At 52.2% G+C, this 16,169-nt stretch carries 15 protein-coding genes; all 15 read left to right on the top strand.

The features are described 5' to 3' along the window. Window positions 1-26: 26 nt before the first annotated feature. The gene (locus ACFVTB_RS25695; protein WP_387755882.1) at window positions 27-551 is read left to right on the top strand and encodes an FHA domain-containing protein; all 525 of its coding nucleotides are present in this window, start codon (window positions 27-29) and stop codon (window positions 549-551) included. Between the two features lie 4 nt (window positions 552-555). Further along, entirely contained in the window at window positions 556-1,413 is an 858-nt protein-coding gene (locus tag ACFVTB_RS25690) for a PP2C family protein-serine/threonine phosphatase (protein WP_387755880.1), read from the top strand. Window positions 1,414-1,461: 48 nt separating this feature from the next. After that, window positions 1,462-3,204: a serine/threonine protein phosphatase gene (locus tag ACFVTB_RS25685; protein WP_387755878.1), complete on the top strand. Its 1,743-nt coding sequence runs from the start codon at window positions 1,462-1,464 to the stop codon at window positions 3,202-3,204. A 33-nt stretch (window positions 3,205-3,237) separates the two neighbouring features. Continuing rightward, window positions 3,238-4,545: a normocyte-binding protein gene (locus ACFVTB_RS25680; protein WP_387755876.1), complete on the top strand. Its 1,308-nt coding sequence runs from the start codon at window positions 3,238-3,240 to the stop codon at window positions 4,543-4,545. Then, window positions 4,536-5,231, top strand: a complete 696-nt coding sequence (locus tag ACFVTB_RS25675; RefSeq protein WP_387755874.1) for an iron-dependent peroxidase — start codon at window positions 4,536-4,538, stop codon at window positions 5,229-5,231. The genes ACFVTB_RS25680 and ACFVTB_RS25675 overlap by 10 nt, the downstream gene beginning before the upstream one ends. Window positions 5,232-5,254: 23 nt before the next feature. Further along, window positions 5,255-7,987 (top strand): Hsp70 family protein, encoded by a 2,733-nt coding sequence (locus ACFVTB_RS25670; RefSeq protein ID WP_387755872.1) that lies wholly within the window; start codon window positions 5,255-5,257, stop codon window positions 7,985-7,987. 16 nt (window positions 7,988-8,003) lie between these two features. Then, the gene (locus tag ACFVTB_RS25665) at window positions 8,004-8,804 is read left to right on the top strand and encodes a DNA and RNA helicase (protein WP_387755870.1); all 801 of its coding nucleotides are present in this window, start codon (window positions 8,004-8,006) and stop codon (window positions 8,802-8,804) included. A 64-nt stretch (window positions 8,805-8,868) separates the two neighbouring features. Then, the gene (locus ACFVTB_RS25660; protein ID WP_387755868.1) at window positions 8,869-9,279 is read left to right on the top strand and encodes a hypothetical protein; all 411 of its coding nucleotides are present in this window, start codon (window positions 8,869-8,871) and stop codon (window positions 9,277-9,279) included. A 27-nt stretch (window positions 9,280-9,306) separates the two neighbouring features. Then, window positions 9,307-10,326: an RDD family protein gene (locus ACFVTB_RS25655; RefSeq protein ID WP_387755866.1), complete on the top strand. Its 1,020-nt coding sequence runs from the start codon at window positions 9,307-9,309 to the stop codon at window positions 10,324-10,326. A gap of 21 nt (window positions 10,327-10,347) precedes the next feature. Further along, window positions 10,348-10,938, top strand: coding sequence for a hypothetical protein (locus ACFVTB_RS25650; RefSeq protein WP_387755864.1), 591 nt, complete (start codon window positions 10,348-10,350; stop codon window positions 10,936-10,938). Further along, window positions 10,935-12,344, top strand: coding sequence for a contractile injection system protein, VgrG/Pvc8 family (locus ACFVTB_RS25645; protein WP_387755862.1), 1,410 nt, complete (start codon window positions 10,935-10,937; stop codon window positions 12,342-12,344). Before ACFVTB_RS25650 ends, ACFVTB_RS25645 begins: the two co-directional genes overlap by 4 nt. Then, window positions 12,341-12,949: a hypothetical protein gene (locus ACFVTB_RS25640; RefSeq protein WP_387755860.1), complete on the top strand. Its 609-nt coding sequence runs from the start codon at window positions 12,341-12,343 to the stop codon at window positions 12,947-12,949. Before ACFVTB_RS25645 ends, ACFVTB_RS25640 begins: the two co-directional genes overlap by 4 nt. A 2-nt stretch (window positions 12,950-12,951) precedes the next feature. Further along, window positions 12,952-13,476, top strand: coding sequence for an imm11 family protein (locus tag ACFVTB_RS25635; protein ID WP_387755858.1), 525 nt, complete (start codon window positions 12,952-12,954; stop codon window positions 13,474-13,476). A gap of 12 nt (window positions 13,477-13,488) precedes the next feature. Further along, complete coding sequence (locus ACFVTB_RS25630; RefSeq protein WP_387755856.1) at window positions 13,489-13,884, top strand: DUF4280 domain-containing protein; 396 nt, start codon at window positions 13,489-13,491, stop codon at window positions 13,882-13,884. 19 nt (window positions 13,885-13,903) lie between these two features. Then, window positions 13,904-16,169, top strand: a 2,266-nt coding sequence (locus ACFVTB_RS25625) for a hypothetical protein (RefSeq protein WP_387755854.1), incomplete at its 3' end; no start/stop codon positions are given.

The raw sequence follows: 16,169 nt of genomic DNA, 5'->3' as shown, positions 1-16,169 counted from the left end.
GCTCAAATAGATGGAGGATCGAACAGATGAGTTTAACGAGATGCCCGAACGGCCATATGTTCAGTACCCGGAAGCATGGTCAAATTTGCCCGTATTGCAGCTCCAGCGTAGAATCGCAACCTACAAAGGGCGACAGGAGACCAATAGCGCAGCCGGAAGAGGATGAGAAGACGATGCCTTATCTGGGCGAAACGAAAGGAATCGATCCGGTAACCGGCTGGCTCGTCTGCATTGAAGGTCCTCAGTTAGGCCAAGATTACCGCATTATGGCGGAGAAAAATTTCATCGGCCGTTCGGAGGAAATGCATATTCGCATCATCGGAGACAATTCCGTTTCCCGCCGCAATCATGCAGTGATCGTCTACGATCCGAAGAAACGCAATTTTTACTTGCTCCCGGGCGACGCATCGGGGCTTGCCTACCATAACAATGAAGCGGTCTATTCCCCGGTCGAGTTGACTGCCTATGACGTGGTGCAGCTGGGAAGAAGCAAATTTATATTCATCCCGCTCTGCGGCGCGCATTTTGAATGGGAAGACAGCGGGGCGTAACGGGATGCTGCGCATGATAGTCCAACTGCATCCGGTTGTTATTATGCTCGCGTTTGTGGCTGTGATCGTCCTATTGCTGGCGGTTCGCCGGCGTTTGGCCAGGGGAGGCCTCGCCGCGGTGCCGCCTCCCGCCGTACAGATCGGGAACGGGCAGACGATCGGCGCAAGGGAGGAGCAGGACGATTACTTTGCATCGGCGGAGACGCCGGTCGGGACGATCGCCGTTCTGGCCGACGGCATCAGCGGGCTGGCGAACGGGAGAACGGCAAGCACGACGGCGGTATCCACGTTCATTAGGCAGTACATGAATGTGAACAGCGAAAGGGAAATCGCAGCATTTATGGCTCAGGCCGCGAGGCAGGCCAACCGCGACATTATTAACCGGCTAGGCGGGGTTAGCGGAGGAACGACAGCCGTTGCGGCCGTCGTCTGCGGTGATTCCCTCTATTGGGGAGCTGTAGGCGACAGCGTGATCTTCGTCTATCGGAAGGGCGATTTTATACCGGTGAATCGGAAGCATATATTGGCTACGGTATTGGAGGAGCGCTGTATTTCCGGGGAAATTACGGCGGAGCAGGCGCGAGACAATCCGATGCGCAAGCGGCTGGTTAATTATTTGGGCTATGAAAGCTTCGAAAGCATGGACATCGGCGAGGAGCCGTTCCGCTTGAAGCCGAAGGATAGAGTGCTGTTGTGCAGCGACGGGCTGTACAACGGCTTGACGGAAATCGAGATGGAAGAGGTGCTCGGCAAAACAATACCGCCGTATGAAGCGGCGGAGCTGCTCATTGAAGCGATCGAGCGCAAGCGGTTGAAAAATCAGGATAATGCGACGATCGTTATTTTGGAGCCGGCCTTGTAGCAGGCATGGAAAGACGCCAAGCGCTCGGCAAGCAAGCGGAGGTCAAGGATGAGAAAGGACAACAGCAGCTTTAAGACGGAGTTCCTGTCCGAAGCAGGCAGTTTCATGGAAAACAGAGATTACTTCGCTTTCGTGGAGCTGGACGATATGGCTTGTTGGGTTGCTGCGGACGGCTGCGACATGGACAGCGAGGCGAACAGCGCGGAGATGGCGGTGCAGTGCGTGCTCGAAAACTTCTCGGGACAGCCGACTCTGTCGCGAAGGAAGCTGAAGGAATATGTGCTTGAAGCGCATGAATGGCTTCGGTACGAGAGCCGCCGCGTCCGTCTCAAAGCGAGTCTCATCGTCATCGCTACGGATTATACGCGTATCGTCTGGGCAGTCGCCGGCAATGCCCGGATGTACCATTTCCGGGGAGGACGGCTTCTGGCGCGAAGCAAGGACACTTCGCTGGCGCAGGCGATGGCCGATCGGGGCAGTCTCTCGGACAGCGCCGTCGACCGGCATGAGGAGCGTCATAATTTGCTGCAATATTTGGGCAATCCGGAGGGCTGCCAGCCGTTTATTTCCCGCAAAACCGCATTGGCGGACGGGGATATTCTGCTGCTGGCAACCCCTGGCCTGTGGGAGAACGCAGATGTACCGGAGATGCTCGACGCGGTCGAGGAGGCAAAGGAGCCGTCCGTGCTGGTTGATTTGTTGGAGGAAGTGATGCTGAGCAAGCAGCAGGCAGCGGTCGGCAATTATACGGCGGCAGCCATATATGCGGACAAGGTGTACAAGGAAGACAAGAAGAAGCTCAGCAAATGGATGAAGCGAATTGCGTTGGTGATGATTCCGGTCATCATTGCGGGCGGCATGATGCTTTACTTCAAAGGCCGCGCCGCCGCAAGAATGGCGGAAAGCGTCGTCAATATGCAGGAGTACGGCAGCAACGGAGACGCCTACGTCGAGGAGCAAAATTACGAGCAAGCGATGAAATCGTACAGCGAAGCGCGCAACGAGGCGAAGAAGGTGAAGGATAAGCTGCACGTTGCGCTATACGGGCGAAGCTATAAGAAAGCGGAGCTGATCGTCGCCGGAGACAACTTTTTGCGCGACGGCAAATACGACAAGGCGCTGGCGCAATATCGCAAAGCGAAGGAAGAGACGAAGGGCGACGACAAGTACGATGCGCAAGAGCTCGACAGGCGAATTGCGAGCATCGATGAATATATCCGAATCGGAGAAACGGTTAAGAAGGCGGATTTGCAGGCGGAATCGCAAGATTACGAGGCAGCTCTGCTCTTGTATAAGGAGGCTCATAAAGCTGCCCTTCTTGTCTCTTACGCAGGCGTGAAAGATATCAAGACGAAGCTGGACCAGATGGAAGCGAAGATTGCCGAGCTGAATAAGGAGATTAAGAAGCTTCAGGCCGAATCGCTGGAGAAGCAAGGCGATCGCAGCCTGGCGGCGGGCCAATACGAGGCGGCGATTGACGCTTATGCGGAAGCGCAGGCGGTCTATCAAGAGATTGGTTTGCTAGAGCCGGTGCTCAAGCTTGAGCGGAGCATTGCGAAAGCGGATGGGAAGCTGAATCCAATCCCGCCAACCGTGCCCCAGACTCCGAGCGCTGGAAACTTCGAGCCGCCGAGTACGAGTGCCGGCCTAGCTGGTCAAGAGACTGGCGCGGGCAGAGCTTCGTCCGATGCCGGTTCGGCAAATGCCGATCCTGATCCTGATGATGTGCTCGATACGGGTACGAATGCGGATGCGGATGCGGATGTGGTAGATGCAGGCGGCAACGCGTAAACGAGTCGAGCGGAGAGAGAGGGGAAGTCACCGATGAAGGATATCGTAGCGGATCGGCTCAGCCGAATGGAGGATTTGGAGCAGCGCAAGCTGTTGAAGCAGCTGATGAACGGCCTGTTCAACGGGATCGTCGAGTATCAGGAGCAAATGAATGAGACGCTGGAGCGGAGAATATTCGAGGAGCTGGAGGATGACGAGGACAAGCATGATATTTTCGCGACCGTATGCCGGCGCGACGATATCGATCCGATTCATGACTTCCTCTACCCGATGCTCCCAGAGGACGCGGCGCCGCCGGTTATCGAGCTGAACCGGATCATTCAATGTCTGGGCCAAGGCGAGGAGATGAGGCTGCATACGCTGTTCATGCAATGCAGCCATTCGCAGTTGAACAAACTGCTTGCCGGCAAACGGACATTTCGCGGCGTGCTGGAGACGACGGGCGGCGCTTGCGCGATTGAGGTTCGGGTTGCGCGGAGCAGCCGGTATACGGCGCAGATCGAGCGGTTATACGATGTTTTTCAGCAAAACGGGGTGCCGTGGAAAACGGTCAATCATCCGTATGCCTACAAATTCGTCGATCTGATTCTGACTGGCAGCGACCGGATTCCGGAATCGTCCGAGGAGGTGCTGGAGCTCCGCATCGATCTCGAGCATTATGATCGCTTTAAGAGAAACGATATTGTGCCGCTGTGGAATATTGAGCGTTTGGAGCTGAAGAACAGCGGCTTTCCGGTGCCGGCGGCCGACCGAATCAATTTCGAGCATGTCATGTCGCTGCGCAAAACGGGTGCAAGCCACGGCTATCTCGTCGACGGAGACGAGGAAAATATACGTTACATTAAACGATCCGCAGATGAACTGACCGTTGTCAGTCCGCAGGAGCGCTCTGGCGTATGGAATGTCTGGAAGCTGACGCAGCCGGGGCTAACCCCGTTGAGCAAGGTCGGCTATCCGCTTTATTCGAACCGGCGCAAGGAGGGCTTCATCGGCAAGTATGCGCGAAAGCAGGCAGCGGTCGTCCGTGCGACGGGCGAATTGATGCGGGTCGTCCATTCCTTCGAAGCGGCGGAGGTGCTGGAGCTGGCTGCCGCAGCGGTGGATCATGCTCCCGCCGGCGCGACGGCAGGCCCTTCAGGTTCCGGCGCAACGTATGGCATGAATCCGTTTATTAGCGACAATATCCGTTCAGAGGCAGGGAAGAAGCGGTTGAAGCTGACTTTTCGTCCGAGGGGCGCAAGCGGGGAGCATGATTATTTGTTATCCGATCTGATGAGCTTCCTCGTATCAGAAATCCAGATGTATTTTCCGGAATACAGATGCGAAGGGGAATGGGCTTGAATTACGTTTGGGATTTGACGATCAAGGCGGAGCGAACGGGCAGAGAGAAGAAAACGATGTATTTCGTTCCGGCAAAGGTATATTCGCCTTACATGGAGCTGAGCCTTGTCGACCTTAACGCAGTCCGGATCGAACGGGAAATCGAGGTGAATCCGTACTATCGGTTTTACGATATTTTCCGTGATATGTTCACTCCGGACAATGAGGAATATGCCGAGCTGCGAGCCGCTTTGTTCGATATTATGATGCATTTCTTGACGGACATCGACCGAATGCAGGGGATGAACCGGCGGGAGTATTACATCCGGTTCGTACTGAAGGACATGGAAGACGGGCTGTTCGGCGAGGATGTAAGGCGGGGGCTGGCTCTGTTCGACCGCGAGGAGCGGGAGATTATCGCGGCTAATGTGCTGCGGCTGTATGAGACGGGCGAAGCCGTTTATTTGCTGAAGGATACGATGAGAAAGCTGTTCCGCCGCTCTACGATTTATGTCAATTGCGAAGAGAAGGACGAGCTCGTCTTCTATGTCGGGCAAAAGGAGTCGCCGGAGACGAAAGCGAGAATCGAGCTTGTGCGAAGTATTTTCCTGCCGATCCGGTTCGATACGGAAATTTATTGGGAGTATCATTTCGGCATTCAAGGCTATGAGGAGACGATGCAAATCGATCGAATCGCCTTGTATTAAGCGGGAAAGGAGGGGGAGCGACAGTGCGCGGATATACCTACAAAATACATAAACCCGGCGCCGATTGGCAAGGGCGCAGCGGCGGACAGCAGGCAGCCGAAGAAAGCGGCTGGCCCGGAGGCGGCAGCGCTCTGACAGCCGATTCCGGCTCCAGGCGATACGGATTGGATGAGCTGGAAGCGATGACCTTGCACCAGCTTCGCCGTATTTGCCATGAGGAGCGTCTTGTCAAAGGCGTCGTCGAGGCGCAGGATCGCGGCGAGCTGATCCGGACGATCATGAAGTACCGCGGAGCCAGCAACCGCCTGTTCATTAGCGCGCCAAGGGAAGGCGGCGCCAAGCGAATCGAAGAGGCTTTGCACCGCTATCTCAACAGCCCCCAGCTTGGCGCCGAATCGATTCAGGTACCGGCGAAGCTGACGCTGTATGCCGGACTCCGGCTGGACGGAAGTGACGGTTATATGGTGCATACGGGTTCGGCAGCCGGTCTTGGCGAGTCGAATGTGCTGATCGTCAATGAGCGGGACGAGCTTTGCGGCATTATGAATCTCGTACAGGACGAATTGAAACCAGGCCGTTACGAGCTTCACGCGGATAAACAAACCGAGCTTAAGAGGACGTCGAATCGGAATTACAGCTTGCTCTTCTTTCGCAAGCAGGATTCGGAGTATTTATATAAAGCGTACTACAGCGAGAGGCCAATGCCGCCGACTAATTTGCATTACTGGCGGCTGCCGGTAGCCGAGCTCGATATTCGCGAGCTAGAGGAGACAGAAGCGGTGCTGGCCATCGACTTCGGCACCTCCAACACGACGGCGGGTGCGTATCTCGATCACGGCTATATTTCCTCGCCGAATCGTCATGACGTTCAGAACGGCAGCTTGAAGCTTGGCGCGATCAATTATGTGTCTTTCGCCGACGGAAACGGCGGTTGGATTGAAATGCTGCCGACGGCGATCGGCGTGACGGATTGCTCCGACCCTTCGGCTATCGAATATTGTTTCGGCGACGAGGCGCTGCGCCAATTGAAGAAAAACGGCTACGCCAGCCGCGCATCCGTCTTCCTAGGCATGAAGCGATGGGTGAACGGCGTCGGCAAGCGGGAGGAACTGACCGATATTCACGGAAATACAGCGACCGTGAAGCGCGGCGATATTATCCGGGCGTATTTGCTGCATGTCATCGAAACGGCTCAGCATCGGTTCAAATGCCGCTTCCAGCAGCTGCATTTTACGGCGCCAGTAAAGCTGAAGGAAGCGTTCATGGACATGTTCGCCGATATTTTGCCGGAGTACGCCATTGATCGGGAGCATGCGATTGACGAAGGAATGGCGGTGCTGTACAACACGATCGCCGATCAAATTGAGCAAAATCGCTATGTGGATGGGGAACTGTACGACGCTCTCATTATCGATTGTGGCGGCGGCACGACCGATTTGTCCTCCTGCCGGTTTCGAATCGAGGAGGGGCGTATCTCCTACAAGATCGACATCCGCACTGCCTATGAGAACGGCGATACCCGTTTCGGAGGCAATAATTTGACCTACCGGGTGATGCAATACATGAAGATCGTCTTCGCCGATTATTACGCGGGAAGCCGCTCAGGCGGCGATATCGACGAGCTGATCGGCGTGGCCGGTGCTGATCTGTTCCGTCACGTGGATGAGCATGGGGCGGATGATGTTTATCGGCTGCTGGATGAGCGATACGCCGAAGCGGAGCGGGTTCTGCCGACGCGGTTCCAGGCGTACGAGAATCGGACGGGAGACGAATATTGGCGAGTTCGCCGCAATTTCTACTTCATGTGGGAGCTGGCTGAGGCGATGAAGGTAGCGTTCTTCCGCCGGACAGGCATTGTTCGCCGAATATTCCAGGCGGAAGGGCGTTCCCGAGGCTCGGATACGGCGGACAATGATCTGCATGTTACGCCGGTTGAGCGGTGGACGCTGTCGTTGCGAGGAGCCGACGGGCGGTTGGCTGATCGCCATGACAGTCCTGAGGTTGTGTTCACGGTCAATGAGATGAACAAGCTGCTGAAGTCGGATATTTACGCTGTCATCAGCAAATTTCTCGATCCTTTTTATGTCGACGGACGAATTCAGCAGTACCGCATATTGAAGCTGACCGGTCAATCCTGCCGGATCGACGTCTTCCGCGAGGCATTGAAGGAATTCGTGCCGGGAAGAAGCATCGAGTTCAAGCAGCGGACGGAAGACGCGGGCAAGGTGCCGGATTTGAAGCTGAGCTGTCTGCGCGGGGCGATCCGGTACATGACTGCCCGCAAGCTGGGGCAGATCGAAGCTGCGATCACGCGAATCGCGCCTGTCGTTCCATTCACCGTAACGGCCTACACGCATCATGGGCGGGAAAAGGTGCTGATCAGCAGCATGGAGCAGCTGAGCGACATGCGCGGCGGCGTGTCGAGGCCCATGGCCGTTGCCGAGGTTGAATTTTATTTGCAGGGCGGAGATGACCGCATGCTTCGCAAATATGTGTACAAGAATGACGCGAGCAGCTACAAGCCGGTACTGTATGAGGAGATCGCCGCCATGTACGGCGAGCAAATTCCGCAGGAGGAGACGGATACCATTCTGAACGGGGAGGCCAAGTTTTTCGTCGTGACCAGCGGCAGCGGGTGGGGCTTCTATATCGTGCCCGTCGCCCGTGAGAATGAGCAGCTGCGGCTCGGCGAGAAGCGATTGTTTACGTTCGAGGACGACCTGTCTGAGCTGGACTTTTTCGACGGAATGAAATAGAGAGGAGGCTGCATTCATGTTCACCGATCGGTATCCGAGTTTTACGAAGGGACGGATTCTGAAGACGGAGATGCTGGACAGCTTGCGGGATTATCCCCGTCATATGCTCGATATCCATTATGCCTCCCATTCAGACGGAGTGATAACCGGCGCTGACGTTACGGTTCGAGGAGACGTTCTGACGATCAGCCGTGGAATCGTGAAATACGGCGGACGGCTGTACAGCATGGAGCAGGAGGCGGAGCTGCCCTATACGTCCACGGGCAAGGAAACGCTCATTAAAGTTCGATTTCCTGAGGAGCCGGTCTTGCGCAGTGATATGACGGCGTATACGGCAGAGCTTGTGCTGGACGAGGAGACCGCCGTGCACAAGGGCGAGCTGGAGCTTGGCCGCTTCAAGCTTAAGCAAGGAGCGCGACTTCGAGCGGACTATGAAAGCTTCCGCGATCTGATGACCGAGTACAATACGCTGCAATTTGTTCATGTCCGTTATTCCGCGTTTGGCGAGAGCACGCTGTCGCCGGTCATCATGCGGGCCTTCGGTGACGAGCTGCTGCGAAGCGGTAGCACTGATCCTTATGATCTTGCCTTCGCAATGCTGTGCCTGAATGAAGGAACGGCGGCGCTGCCTGTGATTGAGCATTACATCTCGGCGCGCCTCGGCTATAGCCAAGGCCCCGGTCGCAAGCCGAAAGAAAACGAGCAGCTATATGTTAGTCTGCGGCGCATACTGGACAATGCTGCTGCCGGCAAAGGGCGTTCCAGTGAGGCGGGCGATTTCCGGCCGAGGAGCATGCAGCGGGTGCTGGTAGATTAACGCAATTAATAGGCGACAGAAGACAAATAAAACTAACTGAATGATAAAAAAAGGAGCTGCTAGAATGAGCAAATTTAAACTGGATCCGAATGATCCGCAAACACAAAATATTAACAGTATCCGTGTGGCCGTAATCGCTTCATTAGTTTCGATCGCGGTTACGCTGGGCATGTCTGCGCTAAGCGACACGAATGATTGGGCTATTCTATTCGATGCCGTTCTCGTAATGGGTCTTGCCTTCGGCGTTTTAATGAAAAGCCGTACTTGCGCCATTATTTTGTTTATTTATTTCGTGCTCACGAAAATAGCGATAGCTATTGTGAATCCGACGAACATCTCCGGTCATCTTTTTTCAATCGCTTTTATTATGGCTTACTGGATGGGTGTTAAAGGAACGTTCGGGTACCACAAGCTGAAGAAAACGTTGGCGCAGCAGCAAACGGTTCATGGCGCTGGCGTTCAACCGACAGAATAGGAAGTTCACTTGAGCGGAGGAAAGTAATTGTTTTACGCAGGATTTTGGAAAAGATTTTGTGCCTTTATGATTGATACTTTTGTCCTTTATGCAATACTGGCGGTTTCTAGCGTTATCATCCTTTTTCTAATAGGCGTTGCAGTCGATCAGGAGGAAATGGGAAGGACGATTCCGCCGGTTGTTCGTGTGCTGGGGTTCATTCTAGCATTTGGCATTTTGCTGGTTCCGGTTTGGCTGTACTTCGCTTTGATGGAATCTTCACCGAAACAAGCGACGTTGGGAAAAATGGCTTTGGGGATTATCGTGGTCAACAAGGACATGGAGCGGATCACGTTCAAGCGGGCGACAGGCCGGTTTTTCTCCAGGTATTTAACGGAAATGACCTTTTCCGTCGGCTACATTATGGCGGCGTTTTCGAAGGAAAAGCAAGCTTTGCATGATATGGTCGCAAGCACTTATGTCGTCAATAAAAGATACATCGATAACCCTGATTATGTTCCATATCCGCAGATGCCGCAGCCAATACCATCGGAAATGCCGGTGACGGGGATGCAGGGGGTGCAAGTGCCGTCAATGAATCCAGAGCCTTATGGAGCGGGAGTTTTCAAGCAGCCTGAGAAGTATTCGGGTTTTTGGAAAAGGTTAGTGGCTATGCTCTTGGATGGCATCATTCTCTCTCCCATATTAATCCCTGTAACGATGGCTTCCATGTGGTTTGAGGCGGCACTCAGAGAGAGCATGATGGATGGATGGGTAGTAACGCTATTCGGGTTTGTGGATAACCTCGTATTCTATGTAATTGGTTGGATGTACTATGCGGGGTTGGAATCTTCACCTTGGCAAGCGACGCTTGGGAAGCGTGCACTCGGAATTATCGTCGTAGACAGCCATGAGAAACGGTTGACGTTCCTGCGAGCAAGCGGGAGACATTGTTCCAAAGTTGTTTCCATGCTTACCTTGTATGTCGGTTTTATTATGGCAGGGTTCACTGTCAAGAAACAAGCGTTGCACGATAAGATTGCGGGTGCTTATGTGTTGAATAGGTAAGAACGTGAAGGAGGATTTCAATTGGAATTTGCAGACGAGAAAATAGCGGCTCTATTGAATGAATCGGAAAAGGCGGAGCGTCCCAACGATATTGTGGCGGGACCCGTTCAGGTCGGCAACCAATATTACGAGTTTGAAGAAAAAGCCTTCTATAATGACCGCGTGAAGATTTATATGCCCAAAGGCTTTGAAGATCTCTCTGAAGCGTACAAAAAAATAAAATATCCGTCCAGCGAGCGTCCGGAAATTATTAAGTCGGATGAGCACGGTGTCATCAATATAACGCTAAACCGGGTGGACAACGACCTTGAGGAAGAATGGATCGGCGAACTGACGGCAGGGATGAAAGCGATGATGAGGAAGCTGAATCCCGGCTATGTATTTTACACCGATGGAGTGGAGGCTGTAGGCGATAAAAATATCGGCTATCTGGAATTTAAAAGCCCTGCAATCGACGGATTTATGTACAATCTTATGTTTTTATTTGAGTTTGACGGTAAAACGGTCATGGGAACCTTCTGCTGCATGTACAAGGAATATGCGAATTGGAGAGACATCGCTTTTCAGATTTTAAAAACAATAAGCGTAGTCAAAGGGGATGAGCGGACGTGAACCAAGCCTTGCACACTTATGCCGATTTACTCATATCGCCTTATAAGTTCGAGTCGGTGACGGAGCTCAAAATTACGAAACAATTGAACGAGCACGCCAAACTGTATATCCGCGGAATGATCGCAGAGGAACGAATAGACCACGATGTCGAGAGCGCTGATGAGGACGAGAGGATTGACGTTTCTGTGCGAGACGGCAATCGGAAGCTGAGGCTGTTCCAAGGCGTCGTCACTAGTATTGCGGTAGAGAGCGTGCGGAACGTAAGAACTGTTGTCATTGAGGCGTTAAGTACGACTTGCTTGATGGATATAAGGAAGGAAAGCCGTTCCTACCAAAACAAAGCGATGAAATATAGCGAGATTTTCACTACTGCAACTAAAGAATACCGTGATGCCGAGGTGATCGATCAAGCTTCCGGCGGGAAGAGCATTGGCGATTTTCTAGTGCAATACAAAGAAACGGATTGGGAATTTATCAAGCGTCTAGCCTCTCATTTCCATGCGGCGCTTGCTCCAGTATGCAGCGTTGAAGGCGTCAAGTTCTATGTCGGCTTGCCGAACAATCCTGCCAGACGTCGCCTGAATGAGTTCAATTATTCCATCAAAAATAATTTGAAAGAATATCGGCTGAAATCCGCCGGCGAAGGACTGGACATTCAAGCGCAAGATTTCATACGTTATGAAGCGACGACAAATGAAGTGTTCGAGCTTTGCGATGCCGTTGAATTCAACAATAGGAAGCTGTACGTCTATAACGCGGTTACCGAATTCCGAAACGGCGTTCTGGTCCATACTTATCAATTCATGGATGCCAAAGGGTTCAGCTTCGGCAAAACGTATAACCGCGCATTGGCGGGAACCTCTCTATTCGGCAAAGTAATCGGAATACACAACGATACCGTCAAAGTGTTTCTCGATATTGATAAAAACCAGGACGATGCAACCGCTAGCTGGTTTCCTTACTCCACGATCTATTCCTCACCTGATGGTAGCGGCTGGTATTGCATGCCGGAAAGCGGCGACCAGATCCGAGTCTATTTTCCCGACGAGCATGACGGTCATGCATTTGCGGCCAGCTCCGTAAATCTGGCTTCATCGGACTCAAAGAAGCGAAGCGATCCTTCGGTTAAAAGCATCAGTACGAAATACGGCAAACAGATCGTCTTCCAACCCGGAGCGGTTGAAATTATCGGAAGCGGGCAGCTGCTCATGCGATTAACTGACGATGGGGGCATCGAAATTAACAGCGACAAGAAAATAACGGTGACCGCCGAGGATGACATCGAAATTAACGGCGCTAAAGTTATCATTCAGGGGGAAGAAGGCGTCGATCTGAAGCAGGCTAACGCGGCCTTAACCATTTTGGATGAAGTAACGCTGAGCGGCGGGAAGGTGAACATCGTATGATTTCGGTAATGGATCGCACGGCGGCATTGGAAGACCTGCTCGTCAATCATTTGGTGGGAGGGTGGCAGCAGGATTTCGTAGCGATTAACGAACGGTATCTCATGAACAAAGAACGTATCGACCGCATATTAGCCTCAGCCTTTGAAGAAGCGTGCTGCAGGGCGGAAAAGCTCCAGAAGCAAGGACGCAAAGGAGAGATTCATTACATTCATTTCTCCTATTTGCGGACGAGCTTCATGGAGCAGAGAGCGGAATATCGAATCGATCTCTATGATGCCGATTGGTATATGGATCGAGAGGAATGCTGCAGTCTGTGGCCTGCTGAATTTTTATTTAAGCCGGTGTTCGAACGACAGCGGGAACTAGAGAAGCACAGAGTGCAATACGCGCGCAAGATCACGGCCATGGACATTGAGCATATCATCCATCAAGAAGCGATGAAATATCATCTGCTCGCTATTGAATACATCCGCGATAGGGTACCGGTACTAATCGAAAGCGAAGGGTATGCGGCGATGAAAAAAAGCGAGGATTTGATCATCTTGGCAGGGGAGTTCAGAGACCAGCACGAGCTTCTGTATCCCGACAGCGGATCGGATGAATAAGGATGGACTACTTTATATTGAAGCAAGACGAGCGATACGCCAATACGCCCACGCTGCTAGAGGTTAGGCAGAAGATCGATTCGAGGAACGTAAACCGGTTTCAAGCCGGAAATATACCGGATACCGTCGTATTTCAGGTGGCTGCCGATGCAGAGAGTCAATTTCTCGATATTCTCGATCGCCAACTCTTTCTCGTATCGGACAAGTTAAAGCGAGTGATAGAAATGTATGCACCGGGCACGCTCTTCAAAATGATACCGCTCATCGATGCGCGGAATAGAAAACAGCAAATCTACTATATGCCGATCTTTGAAGAGGTGGAGGCGCTGGGTCCGAGCAGTGAATTGAATCTTGATCGCAGCGTCATCAAGAAATTAGTGCTACGGAGAGAAAAAGTGCAAGGGAAGAAAATATTTGCGCTCCAAGAAGGCGAGCAAACGATCGTTATCGTTCGACTGGATGTGGCGGAAAGTATAATGCGGAGAGGCTTCACGGGAACAAAGCTTGTACGGGCAGCCATGGAATAGAGGAGGATAAACGTGGGGGACGAGAGTGCTTATGTGGTTAGAGGCGCAAAAATGCAGTGCAGTTTCGGGAGTAATCATCGGCGGATCAACCTGCCGCAAAGTCATGGCGCTTATGTTAACGATAAGCCGATGATGAATGAAACCGATCAAGTACCGGAAGAAAATATCGCCTATTTCGGAGTATGCAGCAGCGTTAGCAATTCGAATACGGAAGTTTTGTATCTGATTGGACAGAATGGAGTTCCCGTAAACGGAAAACGCTGCTGCCCCGCATTTTTGGGCAATTGGGTGAACACGAAAGCAGATGCGCTGGTCGATGGAAAGCCGGCGTTGACGACGAAATCGCAGCTCATTTGTATGCACGAAGGAATTATTACGTTCGTAGATGACGGGCAGCATTCCGATTAAGGCGGACGGAGGCGTGGAGATGAACGGATTTCATAATCTTAAAGTAAATTCGCCATATGCGATCAAGAGCATTGAAGATTTGACGATGGAGTGTAAGTTCAATGAGCATGCGCGATTTTATCTGCGAGGGATCGTGGACGACAGCGTACACTTCACTCCGGTGCTGGATGCGTCGTTTCATGACGAGATTCAACTTCTGCGTACGGATGGAGATCAGGAAATCACATTATTTAAGGGCCTCGTATCCTCGGTACAAACAACGAATCGCAATGGCATTTATACGATCGAAGTCGAAGCCATATCGGGAAGCTTTCACTTTGATAACGAGAAGAAAAGCCGATCCTTTCAGGATAGCGGGATGAGCTATTCTGCTTTGCTGGAAATTGTAGTGAAAGGCCATTCGGGCGCCAGCGTCATTGCGACGGCAGGAAACGGCGATAAGCTTGGAAAGGCCGTCATTCAATACAAAGAGACGGACTGGGCATTTATTAAGCGATTATCCAGTGAATTACAAACGATCGTGAGCTGTGATATATTGAATAGTAGTCCGCGTGTTTACTTTGGCCTTCCGGAAGGAAAGAGCTATAAGCTGGCGGATGACACGGCCTATACGGCCAAAAAAGATTTGCTTGCGTTTAAAAAGGCCAGTGAGCAAAAGGCCGATGCGCAGAGCACGGATTTTTTCTATTATGAGATTGTGAGCAGCGCCCAGTATGCGCTGGGAGACGAAGTTCAGTTTCGGAACAAGAAGCTTTACGTTAGCAGCATGCAAGCTTACATGGATGGAAGCGGGCTAAGATATAAATACCGACTGTCGCGAAAGGAAGGTATTCTACAGCAGCCTCGCGAGCATGTCGAATTAAAAGGGCTGACGCTGGAAGGAAAAGTATTGGCGGTTCAGGGGGAGCAGGTTAAGCTCCATCTGGACATCGATAAAGAGGCAGGAGCCAAGTCGGAATGGTTTCCGTTCGCGCCTCCGACCGGAAATGCGATGTACAGCATGCCTCAAGTGGGCACACATGCCAGCTTGTATTTTCCGGATAGCTCGGGAGCCAATGCAATCGTCGTAGGCTCTGTAAGGAAAAATGGGAGCAGCAGCCCGAAGACGAGCAATCCGAATAACCGGTATTTTGGCACCGAGCATGGCAGTGAGTTGGAAATGACGCCGACGGCGCTCAACCTCGCGGGCGGGAGTAAGGAGCCGCTGAAGATCAGCTTTGACGATAACTACGGCATCACCTTGACCAGCCATAAGAAGTTGACGTTGAGTGCGGCGGATGAAATCTCGCTCTTCACGCCGAAGCGCATTATTATTAGTGCTCAAAGTCAGATTCTGGCGCGCAAAGGGAATCTGCCGAATGGGCTGGTTATGGAAAGCGAGTATCATATTGCTGCAAACAAGGTCATTGCTGCAGGAAGTGATCGGACAGGCTATATCGTTTATAATGACGGGCCAACAGAAGATACAGCAGGCAAAGAGGCAGCCGCTAAAGAAGCGGAGGCTGCTACGAAGAAAAAGGGGTTTAATTGGAAGAAGTTCGCCGCAGTCGCTGTTGCAGCGGTTGCGATTGTCGCTGTAGCAGCAGCCGTGGTATTTACAGCCGGTGCAGCAGCTCCGCTGATTGCTGTGGTAGCGACAAGTATGGCGGCAGGTGCAGTAGGTGCACTAGCAGCTACTTATGTATCCGATTTACAAAGCGGAGAGGATAGTAGTTTAGGGACGTATATATGGAATACGACAGCGGGTGGGATCGTTGGTGCAATAACCGGTGCCGTATTTGGGCCGCTGTTCACGGTGACGGCTTCCCTGTTACCTATGACGACCTCACAAGTGATGAAAACGCAAGTGATGAATATGCTCACAGGTGGAGCAGCAGTTTCGACAGACTACACGCTATATGAAGCGTTGACTGGAAAAATGCCTCGATGGCAAGAAGCGCTGAAGTTATTTGGAATTGGTTCCATGTTAACAGGATATACCATAGCGCTTGCTCCCTTTGCTTCAAAAGCCATTTCACGAATCTCTACTAGTATGAAGAGCAAATGGGGTCAAAAACCAACTTCGCCACAGAGCTCTGGATCGGAACAGCCGAAAACGGGAGAACAGAAGCCACAGACCTCTACGAATAATGGTCCGGAACAGCCGAAACCAGGAGAAACAAACAAGGTAAGAGAAGAACACGCCGCTCCAGAACAGAAGCCACAGACCTCTACGAATAATGGTCCGGAACAGCCGAAACCAGGAGAAACAAACAAGGTAAGAGAAGAACACGCCGCTCCAGAAC

The sequence above is a fragment of the Paenibacillus sp. NPDC058071 genome, assembly GCF_042885235.1.
In the GTDB taxonomy this organism is placed as follows: Bacteria; Bacillota; Bacilli; order Paenibacillales; family Paenibacillaceae; genus Pristimantibacillus.
Note: the sequence above shows the minus strand (reverse complement) of the source record. Positions and strands in the feature narration are given on the sequence as shown.